The organism is Methylomonas sp. MED-D (genome assembly GCF_050276835.1).
Lineage (GTDB): Bacteria > Pseudomonadota > Gammaproteobacteria > Methylococcales > Methylomonadaceae > Methylomonas > Methylomonas koyamae_A.
This window is the reverse complement of record NZ_CP189965.1, coordinates 769,142-793,597: the sequence shown is the minus strand read 5'-3', so window position 1 is coordinate 793,597 and position 24,456 is coordinate 769,142. Positions and strand designations below refer to the sequence as shown.

22 protein-coding genes and 5 tRNA genes are annotated in these 24,456 nt (G+C 52.7%); 4 read left to right on the top strand and 23 right to left on the bottom strand.

Features of this window, described 5'->3' with window-relative positions:
* From rpoB to ACQE3E_RS03395, 19 genes are all read right to left on the bottom strand, one after another.
* Nucleotides 1-4,077: a DNA-directed RNA polymerase subunit beta gene (gene rpoB / locus ACQE3E_RS03485; protein ID WP_313729060.1), complete on the bottom strand. Its 4,077-nt coding sequence runs from the start codon at nt 4,075-4,077 to the stop codon at nt 1-3.
* Nucleotides 4,078-4,206: 129 nt separating this feature from the next.
* Nucleotides 4,207-4,578 (bottom strand): 50S ribosomal protein L7/L12, encoded by a 372-nt coding sequence (gene rplL, locus ACQE3E_RS03480; RefSeq protein ID WP_064023905.1) that lies wholly within the window; start codon nt 4,576-4,578, stop codon nt 4,207-4,209.
* Between the two features lie 47 nt (nt 4,579-4,625).
* A complete protein-coding gene (gene rplJ / locus ACQE3E_RS03475; RefSeq protein WP_427501635.1) occupies nt 4,626-5,120 on the bottom strand; it encodes a 50S ribosomal protein L10 in 495 nt (164 codons plus the stop codon).
* A 181-nt stretch (nt 5,121-5,301) separates the two neighbouring features.
* Complete coding sequence (gene rplA, locus ACQE3E_RS03470; protein ID WP_064023906.1) at nt 5,302-5,997, bottom strand: 50S ribosomal protein L1; 696 nt, start codon at nt 5,995-5,997, stop codon at nt 5,302-5,304.
* Nucleotides 5,997-6,428, bottom strand: a complete 432-nt coding sequence (gene rplK / locus ACQE3E_RS03465) for a 50S ribosomal protein L11 (protein ID WP_064023907.1) — start codon at nt 6,426-6,428, stop codon at nt 5,997-5,999. Before rplK ends, rplA begins: the two co-directional genes overlap by 1 nt.
* 101 nt (nt 6,429-6,529) lie before the next feature.
* Complete coding sequence (gene nusG / locus ACQE3E_RS03460; RefSeq protein ID WP_064023908.1) at nt 6,530-7,063, bottom strand: transcription termination/antitermination protein NusG; 534 nt, start codon at nt 7,061-7,063, stop codon at nt 6,530-6,532.
* Nucleotides 7,064-7,444, bottom strand: coding sequence for a preprotein translocase subunit SecE (gene secE, locus ACQE3E_RS03455; protein ID WP_281022269.1), 381 nt, complete (start codon nt 7,442-7,444; stop codon nt 7,064-7,066).
* Between the two features lie 38 nt (nt 7,445-7,482).
* Nucleotides 7,483-7,558: transfer RNA gene (locus ACQE3E_RS03450), tRNA-Trp, on the bottom strand.
* 38 nt (nt 7,559-7,596) lie between these two features.
* Nucleotides 7,597-8,787 carry an elongation factor Tu gene (gene tuf / locus ACQE3E_RS03445; protein WP_281022268.1) on the bottom strand — a complete coding sequence of 397 codons (1,191 nt, stop codon included), beginning with the start codon at nt 8,785-8,787 and terminating at the stop codon, nt 7,597-7,599.
* 35 nt (nt 8,788-8,822) lie between these two features.
* Nucleotides 8,823-8,898: transfer RNA gene (locus ACQE3E_RS03440), tRNA-Thr, on the bottom strand.
* Nucleotides 8,899-8,917: 19 nt separating this feature from the next.
* Nucleotides 8,918-8,991 (bottom strand) — tRNA-Gly (locus ACQE3E_RS03435).
* Nucleotides 8,992-9,015: 24 nt separating this feature from the next.
* A tRNA-Tyr gene (locus tag ACQE3E_RS03430) sits at nt 9,016-9,100 on the bottom strand.
* A gap of 52 nt (nt 9,101-9,152) precedes the next feature.
* Nucleotides 9,153-9,707, bottom strand: a complete 555-nt coding sequence (gene pth, locus ACQE3E_RS03425; protein WP_313729061.1) for an aminoacyl-tRNA hydrolase — start codon at nt 9,705-9,707, stop codon at nt 9,153-9,155.
* A 12-nt stretch (nt 9,708-9,719) separates the two neighbouring features.
* Nucleotides 9,720-10,316 carry a 50S ribosomal protein L25/general stress protein Ctc gene (locus ACQE3E_RS03420; protein ID WP_082885371.1) on the bottom strand — a complete coding sequence of 199 codons (597 nt, stop codon included), beginning with the start codon at nt 10,314-10,316 and terminating at the stop codon, nt 9,720-9,722.
* Nucleotides 10,317-10,371: 55 nt separating this feature from the next.
* The gene (locus ACQE3E_RS03415) at nt 10,372-11,325 is read right to left on the bottom strand and encodes a ribose-phosphate diphosphokinase (RefSeq protein ID WP_064025744.1); all 954 of its coding nucleotides are present in this window, start codon (nt 11,323-11,325) and stop codon (nt 10,372-10,374) included.
* Between the two features lie 36 nt (nt 11,326-11,361).
* Nucleotides 11,362-11,436: transfer RNA gene (locus tag ACQE3E_RS03410), tRNA-Gln, on the bottom strand.
* Between the two features lie 9 nt (nt 11,437-11,445).
* Nucleotides 11,446-12,315 (bottom strand): 4-(cytidine 5'-diphospho)-2-C-methyl-D-erythritol kinase, encoded by an 870-nt coding sequence (gene ispE, locus ACQE3E_RS03405; protein ID WP_313729062.1) that lies wholly within the window; start codon nt 12,313-12,315, stop codon nt 11,446-11,448.
* Entirely contained in the window at nt 12,312-12,878 is a 567-nt protein-coding gene (gene lolB / locus ACQE3E_RS03400) for a lipoprotein insertase outer membrane protein LolB (RefSeq protein ID WP_064025740.1), read from the bottom strand. Before lolB ends, ispE begins: the two co-directional genes overlap by 4 nt.
* Nucleotides 12,878-14,602, bottom strand: a complete 1,725-nt coding sequence (locus tag ACQE3E_RS03395) for a tetratricopeptide repeat protein (RefSeq protein WP_427501227.1) — start codon at nt 14,600-14,602, stop codon at nt 12,878-12,880. Before ACQE3E_RS03395 ends, lolB begins: the two co-directional genes overlap by 1 nt.
* 148 nt (nt 14,603-14,750) lie before the next feature.
* On the opposite strand from ACQE3E_RS03395, the gene hemA reads away from it, so the two are divergent.
* From hemA to ACQE3E_RS03375, 4 genes are read left to right on the top strand one after another with little or no spacing between them, the layout of a single operon-like run.
* A complete protein-coding gene (gene hemA / locus ACQE3E_RS03390) occupies nt 14,751-16,001 on the top strand; it encodes a glutamyl-tRNA reductase (protein WP_313729064.1) in 1,251 nt (416 codons plus the stop codon).
* 6 nt (nt 16,002-16,007) lie between these two features.
* Nucleotides 16,008-17,093: a peptide chain release factor 1 gene (gene prfA, locus ACQE3E_RS03385; RefSeq protein ID WP_064025734.1), complete on the top strand. Its 1,086-nt coding sequence runs from the start codon at nt 16,008-16,010 to the stop codon at nt 17,091-17,093.
* Nucleotides 17,086-17,967 carry a peptide chain release factor N(5)-glutamine methyltransferase gene (prmC, locus tag ACQE3E_RS03380; RefSeq protein WP_427501226.1) on the top strand — a complete coding sequence of 294 codons (882 nt, stop codon included), beginning with the start codon at nt 17,086-17,088 and terminating at the stop codon, nt 17,965-17,967. Before prfA ends, prmC begins: the two co-directional genes overlap by 8 nt.
* Nucleotides 17,964-18,386 carry a M67 family metallopeptidase gene (locus ACQE3E_RS03375; RefSeq protein WP_427501225.1) on the top strand — a complete coding sequence of 141 codons (423 nt, stop codon included), beginning with the start codon at nt 17,964-17,966 and terminating at the stop codon, nt 18,384-18,386. The genes prmC and ACQE3E_RS03375 overlap by 4 nt, the downstream gene beginning before the upstream one ends.
* A 5-nt stretch (nt 18,387-18,391) precedes the next feature.
* On the opposite strand, the gene ACQE3E_RS03370 is transcribed toward ACQE3E_RS03375, so the two are convergent.
* The 4 genes from ACQE3E_RS03370 to ACQE3E_RS03355 form a co-directional block, all read right to left on the bottom strand.
* Nucleotides 18,392-19,777 (bottom strand): sigma-54-dependent transcriptional regulator, encoded by a 1,386-nt coding sequence (locus tag ACQE3E_RS03370; protein WP_064025728.1) that lies wholly within the window; start codon nt 19,775-19,777, stop codon nt 18,392-18,394.
* 6 nt (nt 19,778-19,783) lie between these two features.
* Nucleotides 19,784-20,722 carry a cation diffusion facilitator family transporter gene (locus tag ACQE3E_RS03365; RefSeq protein ID WP_064025726.1) on the bottom strand — a complete coding sequence of 313 codons (939 nt, stop codon included), beginning with the start codon at nt 20,720-20,722 and terminating at the stop codon, nt 19,784-19,786.
* Nucleotides 20,723-20,788: 66 nt separating this feature from the next.
* On the bottom strand, nt 20,789-22,216 hold the full coding sequence (locus ACQE3E_RS03360; RefSeq protein WP_313729068.1) for an ATP-binding protein: 1,428 nt from the start codon (nt 22,214-22,216) through the stop codon (nt 20,789-20,791).
* 146 nt (nt 22,217-22,362) lie between these two features.
* Nucleotides 22,363-23,979, bottom strand: coding sequence for an OprO/OprP family phosphate-selective porin (locus ACQE3E_RS03355; protein ID WP_313729069.1), 1,617 nt, complete (start codon nt 23,977-23,979; stop codon nt 22,363-22,365).
* Nucleotides 23,980-24,456 lie beyond the last annotated feature (477 nt).

Here is a 24,456-nt window from a genome sequence, read left to right as displayed (position 1 = left end):
TTACTCTTGTTCCATTTCAATATTGACGCCAAGCGAACGTATTTCCTTGACCAAAACGTTGAAGGATTCCGGCATTCCCGCTTCCATTGAATGGTTTCCGTCGACAATGTTTTTATACATTCGGGTACGGCCTGTAACGTCGTCGGATTTCACGGTCAACATTTCCTGTAGGGTATAAGCGGCGCCATAAGCCTCCAAGGCCCACACCTCCATCTCCCCAAAACGCTGGCCGCCGAATTGCGCCTTTCCGCCCAGCGGTTGCTGAGTGACCAAGCTATATGGCCCCGTGGAACGCGCGTGCATTTTGTCATCCACCAAGTGGTTCAATTTGAGCATGTACATGTAGCCGACGGTGACTTCACGCTCGAACGGTTCACCGGTTAACCCGTCGTAAAGCCGAGTTTGTCCGTGTTCAGGCAGATCGGCCAGACGCAACATTTCCCGGATATCATCCTCGGATGCGCCGTCGAAAACCGGGGTTGCCATCGGGACGCCACCAACTAAATTGGCCGCCAACTCCAGCACCTCTTTATCGGAGAACGAATCCAAATCTTCCTTCCGTCCGCTGCAGTTGTAGATTTTTTCGAGATAACCGCGAATTTCAACAACTTTGGCCTGAGCTTCCAGCATTTTGCCGATTTTGATGCCCAAGCCTTTCGAGGCCCAACCCAAATGGGTTTCCAACACCTGCCCGACGTTCATCCGCGAAGGTACGCCCAACGGATTCAGCAGGATATCGATCGGATTACCGTCCGCCGTGTAAGGCATGTCTTCGATCGGCACGATTTGGGAGATAACCCCTTTATTTCCATGTCGACCCGCCATCTTGTCGCCGGGCTGAATACGCTTCTTGACCGCCAAATAAACCTTGACCATCTTCAGCACGCCAGGCGCCAAATCGTCGCCCATCGTGATTTTTTTCTTTTTCTGTTCGAAACGTTCGTCGAATTCCTTGCGTTGTTGCTCGATATGCTCGGCGATCGTTTCCAATTGAACGTTGATATCCTCGTCTTGGGTTTTGATTTTCATCAACTCCGAAGGGACCAAACTATCCAGATACTCGCGAACGATATCCTCGCCTTTTTTCAGACCATTCGGACCTTTTTCAGCTTTCTTACCAACTAACATCGCTTTGACCCGCGCGAAAATATCGTGCTCGACAATTTTCAGCTGATCGTCCAAATCCTTCCGATAACGCTTGATTTCGGCTTCTTCGATTTCCAGAGCGCGCTTATCTTTCTTGACACCGTCGCGAGTAAATACCTGCACGTCGATAACGGTACCCCTTACGTTGCCAGGCACCCGTAACGAGGTGTCTTTAACGTCGGCGGCTTTTTCGCCGAAAATAGCCCGTAACAGTTTTTCTTCCGGCGTCAGTTGAGTCTCGCCCTTGGGCGTAACTTTTCCGACCAGGATGTCGCCACCCTTGACTTCGGCACCGACGTAAACGATACCAGACTCGTCCAACTTGGATAACGCTTCCTCGCTGACATTCGGGATATCGGCGGTAATCTCCTCCGGAGCGTGCTTCGTCTCCCTGGCGACGCAAGTTTTCTCTTCGATATGGATTGTCGTGAAACGATCTTCCTTAACCACGCGCTCGGAGACCAGAATCGAGTCTTCAAAGTTGTAGCCGTTCCAAGGCATGAAGGCGATCAGCATGTTTTGCCCCAAAGCCAACTCGCCCAAGTCGGTAGAAGGACCGTCGGCGAGGATGTCGCCCTTGTTAACGATATCGCCCAATTTAACCAGCGGCTTCTGATTAATGCAGGTGTTTTGGTTAGACCGGGTGTATTTAATCAGGTTGTAAATATCGACACCCGGTACGCCGGCGACCGTTTCATTATCGTTGGCTCGCACCACGATCCTGGCCGCGTCAACCGCTTCGATACGACCGCCACGGGTCGCCACAACAGTTACGCCGGAATCTTTGGCGACGACACGCTCCATACCGGTACCAACCAGCGGTTTCTCCGCTCGTAAGGTCGGAACCGCTTGCCGTTGCATGTTGGAGCCCATCAACGCCCGGTTAGCGTCGTCGTGTTCCAAGAATGGAATAATCGATGCCGCGACCGAAACGATTTGTTTGGAGGACACGTCCATATATTGCACGGTCTCTGACGAAGCTAACGTAAATTCGTCTTTGTAGCGGCAGGATACCAAGCCTTCGACCAATTTACCGTGTTCGTCTACCGCGACACTGGACTGCGCAATCACATACTCGCCTTCCTCGATAGCCGAAATATAATCGACTTGATCGGTCACCATACCGTTGACTACTTTCCGGTACGGCGTTTCAAGAAAGCCGTATTCGTTAGTCCTGGCGTAGACCGACAACGAGTTGATCAAACCGATATTTGGTCCCTCCGGCGTTTCGATCGGACAAACCCGACCGTAGTGCGTGGTATGAACGTCGCGAACCTCGAAACCGGCACGCTCCCTGGCCAAACCGCCTGGACCCAACGCGGAGACCCTGCGCTTGTGGGTCACTTGCGACAATGGATTGTTTTGATCCATAAACTGCGACAATTGGCTGGAGCCGAAAAACTCTTTCACTGCGGCAGACACAGGCTTAGCGTTAATAATTTCTTGCGGCATCAGCCCTTCGGAATCAGCCAGAGTTAAGCGTTCTCGAACTGCTCGCTCGACTCGCACCAATCCGATCCGAAATTGGTTTTCAATCATTTCGCCCACGGACCGTACCCGGCGATTACCTAAATGATCGATGTCATCGACAATGCCGTTTCCGTTGCGGATTTTGATCAACTCCTTCAATACGTCGATGATGTCTTCCTTGCTCAACGTGCCCGTACCGATGATTTCCTCTCGGCCCAAGCGCCGATTAAACTTCATCCGGCCGACTGCCGACAAATCGTAACGCTCGTCGGTGAAAAACAGGTTCTCGAACAGGTTTTCGGCGGATTCGACCGTGGGCGGTTCACCTGGGCGCATCATCCGGTAAATTTCTACCAAGGCCTCCAAGCGATTGGTTGTCGTATCCAGGCGCATCGAGTTGGAAATATATGGGCCCCGATCCAAATCGTTTACGTACAAGGTGTTGATCTCGCTGACACCGGCATCGATCAGTTTTTGCAACAGGTTTTCGGTCAATTCGTCGTTAACGCTGGCTAACAATTCGCCAGTGGCTGTATCCACAACGTTGTGCCCAAGAATCTTCCCGAACAAATAATCGCGTGGCACCTCGATCTCGGTGACGCCGGATTTTTCGAGTTGGCGAACGTGTTTCGCGGTGATGCGCCGACCTTCTTCGATCAGCACTTTACCGTCATGCTTTATGTCAAACACCGCCATTTCGCCACGCAGCCGTTCCGGAATCACGTGGAACATGAATTTGTCGGCAGTCAACGAAAACTTATTGGTGTCGAAGAAAATTTGAATCATTTCTTCGTTGTCGTAACCCAAGGCGCGCAGCAAGATCGTTGCCGGAATCTTTCTGCGGCGGTCGATACGCACATAAACCGCGTCTTTGTGGTCGAACTCGAAATCCAACCAAGAGCCGCGATACGGAATCACTCGAGCGTTAAACAGCAATTTACCGGAAGAGTGAGTCTTACCCTTATCGTGATCGAAAAACACCCCAGGCGAACGATGTAATTGCGACACGATGACGCGCTCAGTTCCATTGATAACGAACGTGCCGTTTTCAGTCATCAACGGTAACTCACCCATGTAGACTTCTTGCTCGCGAATATCTTTTACGACTTTGGTATTGGCAGGGGCGTCCTTGTCGTAAATCACCAAGCGCACCATTACGCGCAATGGCGCGGAGAAAGTGGCCCCCCGCTGCTGACACTCTCTGACGTCGAACGCCGGCTCACCTAAACGATACTTGACATATTCCAGAACCGCGTATCCTGAGTGGCTAACCACCGGAAATACACTCGAAAATGCAGCATGTAATCCTTGATTGCGTCTTTTTTCTGGGTCCGCGCCCAACTGCAAAAAATTTGCGTAAGAATCAATCTGTGTTGCTAAGAGATAGGGAACTTCGAGTACTTCCGAACCTTTCCCAAAATTATTACGGATGCGCTTTTTTTCGGTAAAAGAATAGGCCATATTGCTTCTATACCTTCGTCGTCAGGGATGATTTACTACCGTTTGTTTGACAAACAGTAAAAGGCCGGCGGTAAAATACCGCCAGCCCGGTTTGCTGGGCATTCGCTGCCCAAGGTGCTGTCGAAATAATTATTTAATTTCGACAGTTGCGCCTGCGTCTTCCAGTTCTTTCTTGGCGGCTTCTGCTTCTGCTTTGTTCACAGCTTCTTTGACAGTCGTAGGTGCACCTTCGACAGCGTCTTTTGCTTCTTTCAAGCCCAAACCGGTCAATCCGCGTACAGCTTTAATGACCGCGACTTTGTTTTCACCGAAGCCGGTCAAAATTACATCAAATTCGGTTTGTTCTTCGACAACCGCCGCCGCAGCAGCCGGAGCAGCTACCGCGACTGCAGCAGCCGCGGATACGCCAAATTTTTCTTCCATTGCAGAAATCAAATCAACGATTTCCATGACAGTCATGTTCGCGACTGCTTCCAAAATATCTTCTTTTGAGATTGCCATTCTTAATTCCTCTAAATTTAATACTAATTAACTGGTTAAGGCGATAGTTATGCCGCTTCTCTCTCGTCTCTGAGAGCCGCCAAGGTTCTGGCGAGTTTCTCGACGGGGGCTTTCATGACCGACATCAGCATACTGATGCCCTGATCACGAGTCGGCAGTCTGGCCAAGCGCTCCAGTTCGGAACCATCAAATGCTTGACCACCGATCGCAACAACCTTCGCAACCAGTTTATTGTTTTCTTTCGCGAAATCGCTTACCAATCGCGCGGCGGCGCCTGGATCTTCCATTGAAAATGCGAGGATCAGCGGTCCGACCAGACCCTCCTGCATACATTCAAATTCAGTTCCCGCAACAGCACGTTTAGCCAATGTGTTCTTGACTACTCGCAAGTAAACGCCCGTTTCTCTCGCGGTTTTACGCAATTTCGTCAATTGGGTAACGGTCAATCCACGATATTCCGCAGCAACTGCGGAGTGGGCTTTGGCGGCGAATTCAGCAACTTCCTCTACGACAACTTTTTTGCCATCTAAATTGAGTGCCACATTTTTCTCCAATTATTTTCCGATGTGATATCAGAAACAATAAAACGCATCTTTGCGATGCTCCTTACGGTCCCTTTCACCATCGATGGTTCCAGCTTCCGTCTGCGTAGGATGATTAAGCTTTCGCCCCTACGGTCTTTGACGGTTGCCGTTTACCGGCAACCCAAAGTCGTGAATGTGATTAGATATCGACGCTGCTTTGGTCGATAGACAAGCCTGGCCCCATTGTCGAAGACAAGGAAATCTTTTTCAGATAAACCCCTTTCGCGGCGGTCGGCTTTGCTTTTTTAAGGTCGGCAATCAAAAACTCCAGATTTTGTTTAATTGCCACTTCATCGAATGAAACCTTACCGATAGAACAATGAATAATGCCAGCCTTATCCGTCCGGTACCTAACTTGACCCGATTTTGCGTTTTTCACGGCAGTAGCAACATCAGGCGTCACCGTGCCGACCTTCGGATTTGGCATTAAGCCTCTTGGACCCAGGATTTGACCAAGCTGACCGACGACCCGCATCGCGTCGGGAGACGCAATAACCACATCGAAATTCATTTCGCCGCGCTTAACTTGTTCGGCTAAATCGTCCATACCAACGATATCGGCGCCAGCTTCTTTAGCGGCATCGGCATTGGGGCCTTGGGTAAAAACCGCCACTCTCACGGTTTTACCTGTCCCGTGCGGCAACACGGAAGCACCACGAACGTTCTGATCGGATTTTCTAGGGTCGACACCAAGATTAACGCTAATATCGACTGATTCGTCGAATTTGCTATTGGCGAATTCTTTTAACAAACCAATTGCTTCTGAAATACTGTACTGTTTATTTCTAGAAACTTTTTCCTTGATTGCTTTTGCACGTTTAGTGATTTTAGCCATTACACGCCCTCCACATTCAAACCCATGCTACGAGCGCTACCTGCGATTGTTTTAATCGCCCCTTCCATATCGGCCGCATTCAAATCTTCCATTTTAGTTTTCGCGATTTCTTCGAGTTGTTCGCGCGTAACGGTACCAACTTTATTGGAATTCGGCTTACTGCTGCCGCTTTTAATGCCAACCGCTTTTTTAAGCAAAATTGATGCAGGCGGTGTTTTAGTAATAAAGGTGAAGCTCTTGTCGCTGTAAACCGTAATTACAACGGGAAGAGGCAAGCCTTTTTCAACCTCTTGAGTGCGGGCATTAAAAGCCTTACAAAACTCCATGATGTTAACACCGCGCTGACCAAGCGCGGGGCCCACCGGTGGACTTGGATTTGCCTCGCCTGCTTTCACCTGCAGCTTGATGTACGAATCAATTTTTTTTGCCATTTTTCGCTCCTAAACGGGTATTAACGCTTTCCAGCTCCCCAACAAACAAAAATCCCTGCCACCTCGATGACAGGGATTTTCACAAAATCTCAATACAAGAATTAGACTTTTTCAACCTGTCCAAACTCTAACTCAACTGGAGTAGACCTTCCGAAAATCAGGACCGAAACGCGCAAACGGCTTTTTTCATAATTGACTTCTTCGATACTTCCATTGAAGTCCTTGAACGGCCCATCAACGATGCGAACCACCTCACCAACTTCAAACAACACTTTCGGGCGAGGTTTGTTCACACCTTCTTCAACCCTACTCAGTATCGCCATCGCCTCTTTGTCAGAAATCGGCGAAGGTTTATCGGAGGCACCTCCAATAAAACCTAATACACGAGGAACGTTTCTAACCAAATGCCATGTTTCGTCGTTCAACTCCATCTGTACTAGAACATATCCGGGAAAAAACTTACGCTCGCTTTTGCGCTGCTGCCCCATTCGCATTTCAACGACCTCTTCGGTTGGGACCAGAATCTTGCCGAAGTATTCGCTCAAGCCTTCGCGCTTGATTCTTTCTTCCAGGGCCTGTTTGACTTTATTTTCGAAATTCGAATAGGCGTGAACCACATACCAACGTAGCGCCATTTACTTAATCCCCAGATTCATCAAAAGCTGAACACCCCAAAACAGGAACATATCAAGCAACCACAATATCAGACCGACAATAAATACCATCAGGAACACCATCAAAGTGGTCCTGACCGCTTCGTCGCGAGTTGGCCACACGATACGCTTAAATTCCTGCTTGGCCTCAAGCATAAAACCCCAAAACTCTCTACCCTTCGCGGTCGTAAATGAAACCGCAACCGCCCCAGAAATCAATGCAACTAATCCGAGAACGCGGTAGAGAAGCTGGAAATCCGAAAAATAATAAAACGCAACGATGCCCGCTACCATAACAACCAGCGAAAAAGCCAGCTTTACTATATCGCCTACCGAGGTAGCTTCTTCTGCCTGTGCGTTCATTGCTTGACTAAAGATGTAAGTAAGAAAGAAACCCTGGGTGGCAGGCCAGGAGGGACTCGAACCCCCAACTTGCGGTTTTGGAGACCGCTGCTCTACCAATTGAACTACTGACCTATTCCAGAGAACTCATTGTGCAGTCGCCTAAAGGCAATTTATTCGATAATTGAAGCCACGACGCCGGCACCCACGGTGCGACCGCCTTCGCGAATTGCAAAGCGCAGACCGTCTTCCATCGCGATCGGTGAGATCAATTTGACGGTGACGGAGATGTTGTCGCCAGGCATCACCATTTCGACGCCTTCCGGCAATTCAACCGCGCCTGTGACATCGGTGGTACGGAAGTAAAATTGCGGCCGATAGCCGTTGAAAAATGGCGTATGACGACCACCCTCTTCCTTGGACAGCACGTAAATTTCGGCTTTAAAGTGCGAGTGTGGCTTGATGCTGTTCACGTGAGCCAGAACTTGACCGCGTTCGACGTCGTCGCGTTTGGTGCCACGCAACAAGACACCTACGTTGTCGCCCGCTTGGCCTTGATCGAGCAGTTTGCGGAACATTTCTACACCGGTACAGGTGGTTTTCTGCGTGTCGCGAATGCCGACGATCTCGACCTCTTCACCCACTTTAATAATCCCACGCTCTACACGACCGGTAACGACGGTGCCGCGGCCTGAAATCGAGAAGACGTCTTCGATCGGCATCAAGAATTTGCCGTCGATCGCGCGCTCTGGTTCAGGGATATAGCTGTCCAGTGCTTCAACCAGCTTGACGACGGATTGCACGCCGATTTCGCTTTGATCGCCTTCCAACGCTTTCAGCGCGGAGCCGATAATGATAGGGGTGTCGTCGCCGGGGAATTCGTATTGATTCAACAGTTCGCGAATTTCCATTTCAACCAGCTCGATCAGTTCCGCGTCGTCGACCATGTCGGCTTTATTCAGGAACACCACGATGTACGGAACGCCGACCTGACGAGACAGCAGGATATGCTCGCGGGTTTGCGGCATCGGACCGTCGGCGGCCGAGCAAACTAAAATCGCGCCATCCATTTGAGCGGCGCCGGTAATCATGTTTTTGACGTAGTCGGCGTGACCCGGGCAGTCTACGTGTGCGTAGTGGCGTGACGCAGACTCGTATTCAACGTGCGAGGTCGAAATAGTAATACCGCGCGCACGCTCTTCTGGCGCATTGTCAATTTGATCGAAAGCTTTTGCTTCACCGCCTTGCAGCTCCGCCATTACTTTCGTCAACGCGGCGGTCAACGTGGTTTTTCCATGGTCGACGTGACCAATCGTGCCCACGTTTACGTGCGGTTTCTTTCTTTCAAATTTTTCTTTTGCCATTGTAAAAACACCCTACACAAAACAATCAACCAAACTGGAGCTCATAACCGGATTTGAACCGGTGACCTCTTCCTTACCAAGGAAGTGCTCTACCTACTGAGCTATATGAGCAAAATAAACTTCCAGAAAATGGAGCGGGTGATGGGAATCGAACCCACGCAATCAGCTTGGAAGGCTGGAGTTCTACCATTGAACTACACCCGCGTAGCCTTCTAATTTCAAATGAAGTGGTGGAGGGGGGAGGATTCGAACCTCCGAAGGTAGAACCGGCAGATTTACAGTCTGATCCCTTTGGCCGCTCGGGAACCCCTCCTTTACTTAATCAGTCAATTATCCTCGTTTTAAACCTTTCAGTCAATATCTTTTTAAAGCCCGTAGACAAGCTCTTCACCATTAAGCATCCCTTCTATTTTGGCCGAGACAGCATCAAACAACATAGACTGCCTTGATAACACTTCCTTAGAAGGAGAGCTCAGCACATAATCAGCGACACGCTCTCCTATGTCTGGACGCCCGATGCCGAACCTCAACCTAGCAAACTCGTTTGAACCCAAATGCGCGATAATGTCGCGAAGCCCGTTATGCCCCGAATGCCCACCACCCTGCTTGGTTTTAACCACACCCATCGGTAACTCAAGGTCGTCGTGAGCAACCAGCATCGCTTCTCTCGCAAATTTGTAGTACTTTAAAACCTTAGCAACCGAAGACCCGCTTCTGTTCATAAACGTTTGAGGCTTTACCAACACCAGCATCTTATTGCCGATAACCAGCTCCCCAATCTCCGCCTCAAACCCACTTACATTTCGCCAGCGCCCACCAGAACCAAGCAAAAGATGATCGAGAAACAAAAACCCGACATTATGCCGGGTTTTTTCATACTGCCGACCTGGATTACCCAAACCAACCAGCACCTTAATCATCAAAAAACACTGTTATTCCGATTCTTCACCAGAACGAGATTTGACGATTTGTGCAACAGGATGATCATGCTCGGCACCGTGCTGGAGGGCAGCGACCTCAACACCGTTAGGCAATTTGAGATCGGACAAGTGTACGGCCTCGCCAATTTCGACCTTAGCCAAATCGACCTCGATAAACTCAGGCAACGCCGCAGGCAAACAAAGCACCTCAACATCGACCATCGCATGAGTAACAACGCCGCCTTTTTTAACACCAACGGAAACCGCCTCGTTGACAAAGTGCAACGGCACATGAACTTTCAACTTATGCGTTTCATCGATACGCATAAAATCCATGTGAAGAATTTGCGGCTTGGCAGGATGTCTTTGAATCTGCTTCAAAACGGCTTTTTCAGTTTTACCGTCGATTTTCACATCCAACACATGAGAGTAAACAGCCTCATGCTCCAAATGCTTAACAACTTCATTGTGATCCAGCACCAGCATTTGCGGGGAAGCACCAGCACCATAAATAATCGCCGGAACCTTACCGATGCGACGAACCCCTTTCGAAGCACTACTTCCAGCACTTGAGCGAGATTCCGCTACAAATTCAAATACGTTAGCCATTTATTTCTCCAAAAGCAGCACCCCAAAAGGCACTCGCCCAAAAACTAATAAAACCCTAATCCACATAAAGCGAACTAACCGACTCGCCTACGGCGATCCGCCTGATTGTTTCAGCCAGCATCTCCGCCACACTGAGCTGCCGAATCTTATCAACAGCCACCAACTCGTTACTTAACGGAATCGTGTCTGTTACAACCAACTCGTCCAAGACCGAATTTCTGACATTGTCTACAGCCGCCCCGGATAAAACCGGGTGGGTGCAATAGGCCACCACCTTATTCGCTCCGTGCTTTTTCAAAGCATCCGCAGCATGACAAAGAGTACCGGCCGTATCGACCAAATCATCGACCATCACGCAAGTGCGCCCTTCGACATCGCCGATAATATGCATGATTTCGGACACATTCGGCCTAGGCCTACGCTTATCGATGATGGCCAAATCCGCATCACCTAACCGTTTGGCTATAGCCCTCGCCCGAACAACCCCCCCAACATCTGGAGAGACAACAATCAAATTTTCGTACTCTTGCCGCCAAATATCACCCAGAAGAATGGGAGACGCATAGACGTTATCAACGGGAATTGCAAAAAAACCCATTATCTGATCGGCATGCAAATCCACCGTCAATGCTCGATCTGCTCCGGCATTACCTATCATGTCGGCAACCAGCCGAGCCGTGATAGGCACCCTAGCCGAGCGACTGCGACGGTCTTGTCTCGCATAACCGTAATAAGGCATTACCGCCGTAATTCTTGCCGCCGATGCCCTGCGCAAGGCATCGATCATCACCAACAACTCCATCAGGTTTTCGTTGGCTGGCGCGCAAGTAGGCTGGATTACAAAGACATCCCGCCCCCTTACGTTTTCTTCAATTTCTACAAAAATCTCACCATCGCTGAACCGGCCAACACTGGCCATGCCTAACCGCATATTAAGCTTCTTTACAATACCTTCGGACAACGCCTTATTGGCATTACCGGAGAATACCATTACCGAAGCTTCGTGCATTGAAGCATACTCCCAAGAGGCTACATACGAGGATTATGGCTGGGCTGCAAGGATTCGAACCTTGGTATGCGAGGATCAAAACCTCGTGCCTTACCGCTTGGCGACAGCCCAAAAATTAGATTAAACAGATCCGTGTCCGAACATCTTATGAAGCGGGGATTTATTTACCCCCTTGGCCAAATAAACCGACCAATCACCCTTCAAAGCAGAATAAACTTTCTCAGCCGAAAGCCTGCTTTCAAACCGCGCGAACACGCACGCGCCCGTACCAGTCAACTGAGATTCCGCATAACCCGATAAGGCGTCCAATGCATTCGCCACGGGCAGATACAACTCCCTAACCACAGCGAGACAGTCGTTTACGCTATCCCCTGCAATAAAGTCGCTCATTCTGATTGATTTACTATCCCGTGTCAACCTGTCAGCTAAAAAAATTTCCTTCGTGTTCACGTGACAGTCCGGCTTAATGACCACAAACCAGGATTCAGGCAATGTCATTGGCGTTAAGACATCACCCACCCCTTCTCCCCATGCGGAATGCCCGGCAACAAATACCGGCACGTCGGCACCTAAACGCAACCCCAAACACATTAAAGTTTCGGTCGACAAATTCAGCCCCCACAAGGCATTCAGCACCACCAATGTCGTCGCTGCGTCCGAACTGCCTCCACCCAAACCGCCACCCATCGGCAACAGCTTGTCCACCTGAATTCTCACACCGAACTTGCATCCGGTATGTTGCTTTAGCAACAAGGCAGCCCTGACGGTGAGATCGTCTTGCGCCGCCACGCCTGGAATCTCGGTAACCAATTCAACCACGTCTTCGTCAAGCGGATGAAATGTTAACCAATCGCACAAATCGATTAATTGAAATACGGTTTGCAGCAAGTGATAACCGTCAGGTCGCCGACCGGTAATTCTCAACATCAGGTTGAGTTTGGCCGGCGCCGGCCAACGCTCACCCCAACGATTTTCTTGAATTCTCGTCACGACAAATCCCACCGATCCACAAATAACTTTATTCGGGTTTTGTCCCGCTGCACACTCATTTTCCTCGGCAAAGCGACTCGCTCCACCTGAAGCATCTCTTGAAAAATCACTAACCACCCCAACTGAAAAAAACCGCTTGGCTGGACGGTAACCGTAGATTCCGGCTGACTCGCGCCCAACACCCAGAACCGCAACGCACTGATCGGCAGGGAAATACCCAGCCCTTCCTCTACCATCGAGTCAACATCCCCCCGAAGTTCGCGACGCGCCTCACCGTCATCGATCGCAACAACGTCGCCGCTCACGGAAATCCTAACGCGCCCTTGCGCCAATGGCCCAACCAATTCGATTTCATCGACTTGGTTGGAGTGACGCCAATTCACACTAGCCGAAACCGACTCCCGCTCGTCGACAAAGGACAAACGCCCCTCGAAATACCAACGATCTAAAGTTTGCGCCGCACCTGCGTCAGCCAGCCGGTATTCGAGAACCGGCCCCTCCGACAGCGTAGTGCAGCCGGCCAGCAAACCGAGAACGACTAACCACCAAACACGCTGATTCACTACGGCGTAACCTGGAGAAACCGCTTCTTAAACTCAAGTAAATATTCGTCGTCGGGAAATTTCTTGTAAACGCCTTCAAAAAACTCCGTGGCCTCTTTTTGCTCACCCAACGACCACAACACCTCGGCGATATGAGCGGCTATTTCGTTTTCCGCCTGCTTTTCGTAAGCCTTACGCAAATAAACCAAGGCCTGTTCCGGCTTGCCCAATTTGAACTGCAACCATCCATAACTATCGATCACAACCGCCTCATCCGGCTGCAAGACCAGGGCCTTCTCCAAATATTTCTCAGCCTCGCTATAGCGATTTGTCCTGTCTGTTAATGTATAACCCAAGGCATTCAACGCCGCGATATCATCCGGTTTCTTTTCCAAGATCTTTAACAAATCAGCTTCCAGAACATCCAGCTTGTCCAAGCGCTCGGCAACCAGCGCTCTGGCATACAAGACCTCGCGATTGTCAGGCACTTCCTTGAGCGCCTCCGACAACACACCAAACGCTTCGGAGTAATTGCTTTGTTGATTGAAGAGCTCGGCTTTGGCCAGCAACACCCGCAAGCGCCGGTCTGGATACTTGGTCTCCATCCGCCCGATTCGGCTCTCGACTTCATCGAATCGTTTCTGCGCCATCAATAGCGACAAAGCCGCCATGTCGGCGTCAAATGCGTAATTACCCTCACCCACTTTGTCGAACCAGGCAATCGCCTTGTCGGGCCGCTGACGCTCTTGTTCTATCTTTCCCAGATAAAAACTGGCCTGACTTTCCCAATCCGGGTTACTCACGAGTTTTTCTAAATAATTTTCAGCTTTGTCCGATTGATTCTGTTGCAAGTAAATAACCGCCAGCATAAACAGCGTCTCAAGATCGTCAGGCTTATCCTCCAAAACGCTTTGGCATAATTTAATCGCTTCATCGAACCCGCCGGTGTTAATCAACACCTCCAGCAACATTTTCCGCAACTGCTTGTCGTCCGGCGCCTGTTTGACCGCCTTTTCCAAAAACTGCCGGGCTTTGGCCATGTCGCCGGCACGACCGGCTAATTGCGCTTGAAAAATGACTGCTTTATTCCAGTCGGGTTGCAACTCCAGGGCTCTATCGATTTTTTGCTGGGCCAATTCGTTATTCGGCAATAATGAAGCGAACACTGCCTGAACGAACAACAAGCCGGCTTGATCGGGTCGCTGCCTGGCCAATTCGTCCAAAACGTCGTATGCGAACTGTACCCGGCCTTCTTTTTCCAAAATCTTGGCCATTTCCAACATTCCGGCCTCGAAACCGGCCGGATCATCGTTCAGCATCGCATTCAGGTGATCGACAGCCGCACTGCGGTCGCCATTTTTTAACGCCAGCATCACCGCGAATTTTCGGGCACCGAGATTTTTTCCGTCTTTCTCCAGCCAGATCGACAAAGCCTCGCGCGTGCGCCGTTCGTCCTTTAGGAACAAACCGATTTTTACCGCTCGCTCGGCGATTCGCGGATCGTTAACGCGCTTGGCCGCTTGCAGATAGGCATCCATGGCCAAATCGTATTGATTGCGCTGACCGGCCATTTCCGCCGCCATCAGCAAATACAAGACTTCCTCGTCGATCACGGTATTGCGGTTGACTCTAAAATCCAAGCCCTCGGGCTTGACCGCCGCGGCCTCGTTTTCCGCCGGCTGTTCCGGCGCTAACGCGCACCCCGACAAAGCGGAAAGTATTGCGATGCCTATCCATTTATTCATGCAATCATTCGACCCGTTTTTTCAAGAAATATGGCGCCATAGATTACCAGAAAACCGCGCCGAAACGGGGCCGGCTTTGTTTGCATTTGGACAAAAACCGCGCAGTCCTTAAAATAAGATACTTTCAGTGTGCTATTGTTCGCAGCCGATGACATTTCTCGCCGTAGGCATTAACTACAACACCGCGCCGGTAGCCGTCCGGGAACGCCTGTCGTTCCCGACGGACGTCCTGGATTTCACGTTACGGAATCTGCGGAGTCTGCGGGAAATCAACGAGGCAGCCATTCTGTCGACTTGCAACCGTACCGAGTTTTACTGTCAAACCGACAACGATAGCCAAGCACCTTTAATCGAGTGGATCGCCGACACCAAGCAAATTCGGCCGGCGGAGTTTACGCCCTATTTGTACAGCTATAAAGACAGCGAAACCATACGCCACATGTTTCGCGTAGCCTGTGGCCTAGACTCGATGATACTCGGCGAGCCGCAAATTCTCGGCCAAATGAAAACCGCGTACCACGCGGCTTATCAGGCCGGCACGCTGGGCAGGAATCTGAGCAAGTTGTTTCATCACACATTTTCCGCCGCCAAGAAGGTTCGCACCGATACCGCGATCGGCTCCAGTCCGGTATCGGTCGCGTTTGCCGCCGTGCAACTGGCGCAGCAAATCTTCGATAAACTCAGCGAACAAACCGCACTGCTGATCGGCGCCGGCGAAACGATAGAATTGACCGCTAGGCATTTGTATCAGCACGGCATCGGCCGTGTCATCATCGCCAATCGCACCTACGACAAGGCCCACGCCCTGGCAATGCAATTCAACGGCTATGCGATCGCGCTATCGGAACTACCCGACCATCTGGCCGAAGCCGATATCGTCGTCTCCTCCACCGCCAGCCAATTGCCGATTCTAGGTAAGGGCCGGGTCGAGAGCGCCATCAAAAAGCGCAAGCATAAGCCGATGTTCATGGTCGATCTCGCGGTACCCCGCGACATTGAAGCCGAAGTGTCGCAATTGCGCGACGTCTATTTGTACACCGTCGACGACCTGCAAAATACCGTCAACCAAAACATGGACTCGCGCCGCCGGGCCGCAGAGCAGGCCGAGGAAATCATCGACACCCAGGTCGAACACTTCCTGGCCTGGTTACGTTCGCAAGGCGCCCAAGAAACCATTCGCGACTACCGCCGGCAAGCTGAATTGGCGCGCGACGAAGCGTTACAAAAAGCCGTTCAGCAGCTCGGCAACGGCGCATCCGCCGAAGAAGTGTTACAGCGCCTGGCCCACACGCTGACCAATAAACTAATCCACACGCCCTGCGCGCAATTGCGCGAAGCCGGCGCCAACGAGCGCCACGATCTTATCGCCGCCTCGCGCGAAATTTTCAAATTACGTTAACCCTTGATGAAACCCTCGATACAAACCAAACTGGAAAACCTCGGCGAGCGCTTCGAGGAGATCACCGCACTGCTCACTCAACCGGAAGTGCAAAGCAACCAAAACCAATTCCGCAGCCTAAGCCAAGAATACGCCCAACTCGAACCCATCGTTGCCTGCTACAACGCTTATCGGGAAAACGAAGCTAATTTCGAATCGGCCAGGGAAATGGCCAAGGACAGCGACCCGGATTTACGGGAGATGGCCAAGGAGGAAATCGCCTCGACCGAACAACTGAGGGAACAACTCGAACAAGAACTGCAAATCCTGTTGCTACCCAAGGACCCCAACGACAACCGCAATATATTTCTCGAGGTTCGCGCCGGCACCGGCGGCGACGAAGCCGCGATCTTTTCCGGCGATCTGGCGCGCATGTACCAACGCTATGCCGAGCGCCAAGGTTGGAGCGTGGAAATCATCAACGAAAATCGCGGCGAGCACGGCGGCTATAAAGAGGTCATCCTGCGAGTGGCCGGCCAGAACGTGTATTCGCAATTGAAATTCGAGTCCGGCACCCATCGGGTGCAACGCGTGCCGGAAACCGAATCGCAAGGCCGGGTACACACATCGGCTTGCACCGTGGCGATCATGCCGGAAGTCGATAGCGTCGACGAAATCGAGATCAATCCGGCCGATTTGCGCATCGATACCTACCGCGCTTCGGGCGCCGGCGGTCAGCACGTCAACCGCACCGATTCGGCGATCCGGATCACTCATATTCCCACCGGCGTGGTGGTGGAATGCCAGGACGAACGTTCGCAACACAAAAACCGCGCCCGCGCGATGTCGGTACTGCAAGCGCGATTGCTGGCCGCCGAGCAGGAAAAGCAACACGCCGAGCAATCGGAAAGCCGCAAGCTGCAAGTCGGCAGCGGCGACCGTTCCGAGCGCATTCGCACTTACAATTATCCGCAAGGCCGACTCACCGACCACCGCATCAACCTGACCCTCTACAAACTCGAAGACATCATGGAAGGCGCCCTGGATCAAGTTATCCAACCGTTGATCCACGAACACCAAGCAGAACTGCTAACCCAACTGGGCAATGCTTGATAGTACCAAACCTGTCATTGCCCCCGGCGCTACCTCGATAGCAACGCTACTCGAGGCCGGCGAGCGGCAACTGGCAAACACGTCCCCGTCCGCGCGGCTCGATACCGAAGTATTGTTATGTCATTGCTTGCGGCAACCCCACTCGTATTTGCGGGCCTGGCCGGAACGTCACCCGGACTTGCCGCAAACCGAAGAATTCCAGCGCATGCTCGCGCTGAGAAGCCAAGGCCACCCGGTCGCTTATCTACTCGGTCTGCGAGAATTCTGGTCGAGGGAATTTATCGTGACCCCGGACGTGCTGATTCCGCGCCCGGACAGCGAACTGTTGGTGGAACTCAGCCTCGCCGGGCTGGCAAGAGACCGGTCCGCCAAAATACTCGACCTCGGCACCGGCTCGGGAATACTGGCGATCACGCTCGCGGCGGAAAGGCCGTTGAGCACGGTTTTAGCCTGCGACAATTCCAGCCCGGCCTTGGCCGTCGCCGAACGCAACGCGGAACGACTCGCGGTCGACAATGTCCGCTTCGTTGTTTCGGATTGGTTTGCGCAAGTGCCGGAGCGAGACTTCGACCTGATCCTGAGCAATCCACCTTATATCGCCGCGGAAGATCCTCATTTGCAACAAGGCGATGTGCGTTTCGAACCGCGCTCGGCGCTGGTCAGCCAAAAACAGGGTTTGAGCGACATCGAGTCGATCGCCGAACAAGCCGGCCGGCATTTAAAGCCGGGCGGGCGTTTGTTGGTGGAACACGGCTACGACCAAACTGCGCCGGTCCAAGCCATTTTCGACAATCACGGTTACCGGGCAGTCGCTACCCATCGCGACCTCGCCGGCAATCCCCGCGTTACTTCAGGCCTATGGCAACCCCTATGAACAGACCGGAAATCCAACTCCCACGCAAACTCACCAATCAACTGCTGTACTTGGCGCAACAGTCGCCCGAGGCGGAAGTTTGCGGTCTAATCGGCGCCGACGCGGACGGCAAACCCATTAGCTGCTACCCGATCGCCAACGATGCCGAAACACCCGGCACCCGCTTTTTGCTCGACAGCCGCCAACAAATTGCCGCGATGAAGCAGATGCGCGATAAAGGCGAAACACTATTCGCTATCTATCATTCTCATCCCAGCGCTCCGGCCGTCCCGTCGCCGGCCGACATCGAGCAAAGCGGATATCCGACGGCCTTGCAATTGATCGTTTCGTTGAATACCAAGGGCGTATTGGAATTGCGCGCTTTTCAAATTCACAACGGCGTCAGCCGGGAAGCGGTGCTGACGATGACCGAATCCTGAACGGATTATTTGCATTTCAGATTGTATTTCTGGACCCGATAGCGCAAGGTTTCGCGCGTCGTGCCCAACATGCGGGCCGCGGCGGTGACATTTTCGTCGGTCCGGTTCAACACTTCCTGGATCACGAATTTCTCGATGTCCTGCAAACTCAAGCTGCCATCCAGCGGCAAATAAATACCGTCGCCGCGCACGCCCGCCGATGTTTGACCGCCGAGATCCGGTAACTGCAACCATTGTTCCGGAAAATTCTCATCGCTGGCCAACAGCACGCAACGCTCCAACACGTTGCGCAATTCGCGGATATTGCCCGGCCAGTCGTAACGCTTGAGCGCCTGCCAGGCCGTTTCGGAAATATTGCGGACGTTTTTGGCCGACTTGCGATTACTGTCGGCGATGAATATCGGCACCAATTCGTCCAAGTCCTGTTTACGCTCGCGTAACGGCGGCACCCGCAGACTCATCACGTTCAGCCGGTGATACAAATCCCGCCGAAACTGCCCGTCCCTGACCTTTTCGGCCAAATCCAGATTGGTTGCGGCGATGATCTGCACGTCAATGTCGATTTCGGACTCGCCGCCCAAGCGACGAATCCGCAAGTCCTCGACGGCTTTCAACAGTTTGGTTTGCAGATCCAGATCCATCTCGCCGATCTCGTCCAGAAACAAGGTACCGGTATGGGCTTGCTCGAACAGGCCGCGATGGCGCTTCTTGGCGCCGGTAAACGCGCCGGCCTCGTAGCCGAACAACTCCGATTCCAGTAATTCCCTGGGCAAGGCCGCGCAATTGATTTCGATCAACGGCGCGTGGGACCGCGCGCCGGCGCAATGCAGGATACGAGCGATCAAACCCTTGCCGGTACCGGTTTCGCCGCTGACGATCAGACTGGAAAACGGCACTTGGGCAATCTGCGTCATCATGCCGCGCAGCGCCACCGACGCCGGACTGCCGCCGATCAGCGCGTCGACGCTGTAGCGGCGCTGTTGGGCCGTTGCCTGCTGCAATACTCGGCGCTGTGCCCTGGCGCTACGGGCCGCGCCCTCGACCAATAAATTCAAGCGCTCCAATTCGCAGGGCTTTTCGACGAAATCGTAAGCCCCCAAACGCACCGCGCGTACCGAATCCGCGACGCTACCGTAACCGGTCAAAAACACCCATTCGCTGCTGCAAGCGTTTTTATCCTTGATCCGCTCCAGCAAATCCAGAGCGTTACCGTCGGGCAGATTCATATCCGACAAAACCACGAGCGGATCGATGGCCTGTTTCAACAAATGCTCTTCGGCTTCGCGTATCGATTCGGTCACCGAAACTTCCCAGTTCTTCTTTCGGAAAAATCGGGCCAGCTCCGAGCCGAGCAGGGTTTCGTCCTCGATAATCAGCAACGTGTCGTTCATGTTCGGTCAATGCTCCCAGGAGGCCAAATCTTCAATCGGTTCCAAATGGGTGTCGATGTCGATATTATCGAAGCAATCCATCAAACGGCTTTCGATTTCCTCCAGCAAATCGTGGCCTTGCTGGACGCTCCAACCACCCGGTACCAAAACGTGCACCGACATGAAGCGCCGCGCGCCGGCGTAGCGGGTACGCAAGGCGTGGTAAGCGATACCGCGCTCGACCGCGTAATGCTCCAACACCTGAATAATTTCCCTGACTTCGTCCGGCGCCATCGCCGCGTCCATCAGCCCGGCAACCGTCCGAGTAATCAACTGAAATCCGGCCCAAACGATTTGCACGGCCACCAGAAACGCAATCAGCGGGTCGAGCACGTCCCACCCTGCGAGTCCCAGTTGGTGGGCCAGCGCCAGTTCGCGGTCGTAGCGGTTGGCGACCGCGATCAGCGCAATGCCGCCTAAAATGCCGACCGTCGTCCAGACGTCGGTCATCAGATGCTTGCCGTCGGCCTCCAGAGTAATCGATTGACGTGAGCGCCCGACACCAATCAATATGCGCGCCACCGTCAGATTGATCAACGACGCGAACACCGACACCGCGATGCCTAAGTCGAGCTGCTGTAAAGCTTGCGGATGCCAAAGCCTTTCCCAGGCGGCAAAAGCGATACTGCAAGCCGCCAACACAATCATGATGCCCTCGGCGCCGCTGGAAAAATACTCGATCTTTTCGTGGCCGTAAGCGTGGCTATCGTCCGGCGGCCGGGCCGATACGCTCAGCACGATCACCATGATGATCGCGGCGACCAAGTTAATCAGCGATTCCAACGCATCGGACAGTAAACCGACCGAATCGGTCAACCAGTAGGCGTAACTTTTCAGCGCTATCGTGCTCAGCGCGGCCGCTATCGATAGCCAGCCGTAAGCCGTCAGCGAATTGGATTGAGACATAGGCGGAAAAACCATGAAAAAAGGCCGACTAGTCTAGCAGTTGCCGGCCGCCAAGCCCAAGCCGATCTAAACGGTCACCGGCAAATTCAGGGTGACGCAAGCGTGACCGTCCGGGCTGTTGCGCAGATCCAGCCGGCCTTGCCTATCCTTGACGAAGCGTTGCACCATCGCCAAGCCCAAACCGCTGCCGCCGTCCTTAAGGCTGACGAAAGGGCGAATGCCGTGCCGCAGGAAATCGCCGCTAAAGCCCGGCCCGCTATCGCTCACCGTCAATAGCAAGCGCCCGTTTTCGACCCTGCCGGTGACTCTGACCGTGCCGCTGTTGGGGCCTATCGCCTGTATCGAATTCAACAATAGATTGAGCAACACTTGCCGGAACTCGCTTTCCGGCAGGAATACGTGAACATCGGCGTCGATTTCGCAATCGAATCCGATATTTTCCTGAGCCTGATACTTCAGCAAGGTCAGCAGTTCGGCGACGACCGGCGCGACCGCGATCCGCTGTGCCGCCGCATCGTTGCCGCGCGCCGAAGCCAGTAAATCGTTCAAATTGCGCGTCAAGCGCTGCACTTCGCGATAGACCAACTGCATGCGTTCCGCCAAATCGCTGTCGCGGCATTCCGCCAACATATTTTCCAGCGCCAGTTGGATGCTGGCCAACGGATTGCGCAACTCGTGGGCAGTGCTGGCCGCCAATTCGGCCAGCGCCGCCAAGCGCTCGGCCTTGGCCAATTGCTGACTGCGTTCGAGCAATGCGTGCGTGGTTTGGCGCACCCGATATTCCAGCGACGCGGTATGTTCCAAATGCTCTTGCTCCAATTCGACCAAGCGAGACACCAGATGGTTGTAGCGATCGAATAACGAATGCATCAACGGATCGGAGGTGGTCCGGGTGATCGGTTTCATTTCACCTTCGGCCAGACCGGACAACAAGGCTTTCAAAGCGTCCAACGGCTCCAAGACGTTGTTTCGGAAGAAATAGCTAACCACCCAAAGCAACAAAAACGGCAAAATGACCGCCAGCTGCATTTCCAATTGACCATCGTCCTCGATGTTGATCAACAGTTTCTCTTCCTCCATGGCTTGCTTGTCCAGCACCTGCTTGATGACTTGCAAGGCTGTCAGCAGATTGGTGCGATCGCCTTGCACCGCCTTGGCGAATATGTCCTGCAATTGCTGCAAATCGACCGGAATCGCCGCGTCGTGATCTTGCAGACTGTCCAACAATTGCGCCTGAATCGCGGCTTTTTGAGCCTTCTCGGCGTCGCTGACCCCTTCCTCGGCCGACAAGCTGAGCTGCAAATGCAGCAATTCGAATATCGTTTCTTCCAGATGCCGGCCGCGGCCAATGTCCTGCTCTATGGTATGAATGCGTTGATCGTTCACCCAGGTCAGCCGACCGATGGCGGCCAATTCGCCAACCACCAGGATGCCCAGCACGAAGCTGACGAAAATGACCGGACGGAACAGCAACTGGCGCATCGTGGGGTACATAAACAACTACCTTGCAGTCAATGAATGCCGGCAAATTTACCACGGTACTCGGTCTCACCCAACGCACCATAAAAAAACCGCCTCGTCCTTTTCAGGAATCGAGGCGGCTTTTGGTGATTAGCAGGCATCCTTGCCCGAAACGGCAACTACCAGTCAACTTGCGCGCGCAATTCAACCACGTCGAAGTTGGAACTGTTATAGGCGCGAGCACGAGCGTTCGCCGAGCCGTTTGCGGCGTTAATTACGCCGGCAGTGTCGATGTTTAAGGCATGGACAAAGTTAGCCATCATCCGAATATGCGAGTTCGGATACCAGTTAATACCGAACTTGGCGGTTTGCGCACGGCCACCGTTGATGCTGCCGTCGATCAAGTTCAAATAATCGTAACCGGCCGCGAGTTCCCACGCGCCCCAGCCGCCGCGCGCGCTGAAGTTGCGGTTAGGCTTGATTCTATCCCAAGCGCCGGTAGATGTTTTGTACGCTCTCGATTCGCCGGTCAGGAAGTAGCTGGCGTAACCGTACCAACCGTTCAACATCTCGTCGTGATAACCTTTACCGGAAACGTTGGCCTGAATGTATTCGGCTTGTGCCGAGAACGGACCGTAGACCAACGCGGTTTCACCACCGAAACGAGCTATGCGTTGGGCAATTCTGGAACCGTTGGTAGCGGTTAAGTTACCCGTGTTGAGAATATAGGTTCTATCGACATTGGTGTTGATCTGGTTGCCGAAACTGATGCCGCCGTTGCTGAACGTACCGTTCGCCAGGAAATTATTTTCAATCTGGCGCTCGGAACCCGACAAACCGACATGCAAAAACTTGGTTTTGTCTTCGAACCAAGGCAGACCGGTCACCCGGCCGGTAACGCCCCAACCGGTATCGCCGGAGCCGTTATTGCGGTTGGTGTTACCCATCGCATTCAAGGAACTGGTGCTGCTCGTCGCGCCGCCCGAGCCGACCGATTCGGTCTGCAATGCCATATTCGCGGTCCAACGCGGTTCCGAGTAACCTAAACCCAAGCCGACTTTGTAAGCATTGTCGTTATCCGAGAACGTATTAACCACGTTATTACGCTCGATGAAGGTCAAATAGCGGTTGCTGGTGGCTTCTTCCATGCTGAACGGTTCTTTGAACTGACCAACTTTCACTTGAAACGGCGCGTAGCCGTTCCAAGTCAGGAAGGCGTCGGTTAGACCACTCGCCACCGTACCGTTGCCGCGCGCAAAGTCGTATTCGAACTTGTAGCCGAAATCCTTGTAATAACTACCCTCGATACCGATCCTCGCGCGACGGATGCCGGCACCGTCGGCCAATTGATTAGTGGTACTCGCCCCGGTCGGGTCGGCGATACCGTGGTTGCTCAAGCCCGAGACATTGGTTTGGGAATCCACTTGCATACGGCCGTTGATCATCATTTCGAAATTGCCGTCCTTGCTTTCGAACTTGATGCCTTTTTCGTTGATTTGCAACTCGCCGTATTTCTCGTCCTTGACGTGTTCGTCCAACGCTTTCAATTCGTTGTTTTTCAATGCCAATTCTTCCTTAATGTGCGCGATCTCGGCTTTCTGTGCGCTCATCTCGGCTTTTTGGTTTGCACCGTCTTCCACTCGCTCGAACGAACCCAGCTTGGCCCGGCCTGGACCCGGCTCGGCAAAAATCTGCTGGGTTTTTGTATCCACGTATAAGTCCAATGCCAGTGCTTGACCGGCCGTACCGGCGCCCAACACCGCCGCCACCGCCAAACCCAGTTTAGAAAACTTCATTTCGATGTCTCCGATATTTAATAAAATCAACACATTACCGAGCCGCTTTCGGCTGTTCGGCGAGTTGGGAGGCATTTTAGGCAGGCAATATGACAACTTTGTGACAGCGTGACAGCAACGCAAAAAAACGTCGTGTTTTTGCGACAAGGTCCACGATGCCGAAAACTAATTCGAGTAGCTATTCGGAGGGCGTTTGGCAGAAGGCGGTTACCAATGCCTGACGTTAAACGGCGACAGTCCATGTAAGTCATTGGCTGAGCTGGCAATCCCCGCCGCTGGCTGAGCGGACAATATAGCCGCTGGCTGAGCGAAGTCGAAGCCAGCCATTTCGCTTCGACTCCGCTCAGCGAACGGCACCTTGGACATCAAGGTGTTTATCCCCCGTTTCGAATTCTACTTTGTCGGATATGTTTAAGGCCGCCATGTCCGCCGGGAAGCGGGTATCCAGTGCCCGGAAGTTAAACAGCGACCGTCCAT

Coding starts and splice junctions, on each gene's coding strand:
- rpoB (WP_313729060.1), bottom strand. CDS start 4,077: ATGGCCTATTCTTTTACCGAAAAAAAGCGCATCCGTAATAATTTTGGG.
- rplL (WP_064023905.1), bottom strand. CDS start 4,578: ATGGCAATCTCAAAAGAAGATATTTTGGAAGCAGTCGCGAACATGACT.
- rplA (WP_064023906.1), bottom strand. CDS start 5,997: ATGGCTAAAATCACTAAACGTGCAAAAGCAATCAAGGAAAAAGTTTCT.
- rplK (WP_064023907.1), bottom strand. CDS start 6,428: ATGGCAAAAAAAATTGATTCGTACATCAAGCTGCAGGTGAAAGCAGGC.
- nusG (WP_064023908.1), bottom strand. CDS start 7,063: ATGGCGCTACGTTGGTATGTGGTTCACGCCTATTCGAATTTCGAAAAT.
- secE (WP_281022269.1), bottom strand. CDS start 7,444: ATGAACGCACAGGCAGAAGAAGCTACCTCGGTAGGCGATATAGTAAAG.
- tuf (WP_281022268.1), bottom strand. CDS start 8,787: ATGGCAAAAGAAAAATTTGAAAGAAAGAAACCGCACGTAAACGTGGGC.
- pth (WP_313729061.1), bottom strand. CDS start 9,707: ATGATTAAGGTGCTGGTTGGTTTGGGTAATCCAGGTCGGCAGTATGAA.
- ACQE3E_RS03420 (WP_082885371.1), bottom strand. CDS start 10,316: ATGGCTAACGTATTTGAATTTGTAGCGGAATCTCGCTCAAGTGCTGGA.
- ACQE3E_RS03415 (WP_064025744.1), bottom strand. CDS start 11,325: ATGCACGAAGCTTCGGTAATGGTATTCTCCGGTAATGCCAATAAGGCG.
- ACQE3E_RS03395 (WP_427501227.1), bottom strand. CDS start 14,602: ATGAATAAATGGATAGGCATCGCAATACTTTCCGCTTTGTCGGGGTGC.
- hemA (WP_313729064.1), top strand. CDS start 14,751: ATGACATTTCTCGCCGTAGGCATTAACTACAACACCGCGCCGGTAGCC.
- prfA (WP_064025734.1), top strand. CDS start 16,008: ATGAAACCCTCGATACAAACCAAACTGGAAAACCTCGGCGAGCGCTTC.
- prmC (WP_427501226.1), top strand. CDS start 17,086: ATGCTTGATAGTACCAAACCTGTCATTGCCCCCGGCGCTACCTCGATA.
- ACQE3E_RS03375 (WP_427501225.1), top strand. CDS start 17,964: ATGAACAGACCGGAAATCCAACTCCCACGCAAACTCACCAATCAACTG.
- ACQE3E_RS03370 (WP_064025728.1), bottom strand. CDS start 19,777: ATGAACGACACGTTGCTGATTATCGAGGACGAAACCCTGCTCGGCTCG.
- ACQE3E_RS03365 (WP_064025726.1), bottom strand. CDS start 20,722: ATGTCTCAATCCAATTCGCTGACGGCTTACGGCTGGCTATCGATAGCG.
- ACQE3E_RS03360 (WP_313729068.1), bottom strand. CDS start 22,216: ATGTACCCCACGATGCGCCAGTTGCTGTTCCGTCCGGTCATTTTCGTC.
- ACQE3E_RS03355 (WP_313729069.1), bottom strand. CDS start 23,979: ATGAAGTTTTCTAAACTGGGTTTGGCGGTGGCGGCGGTGTTGGGCGCC.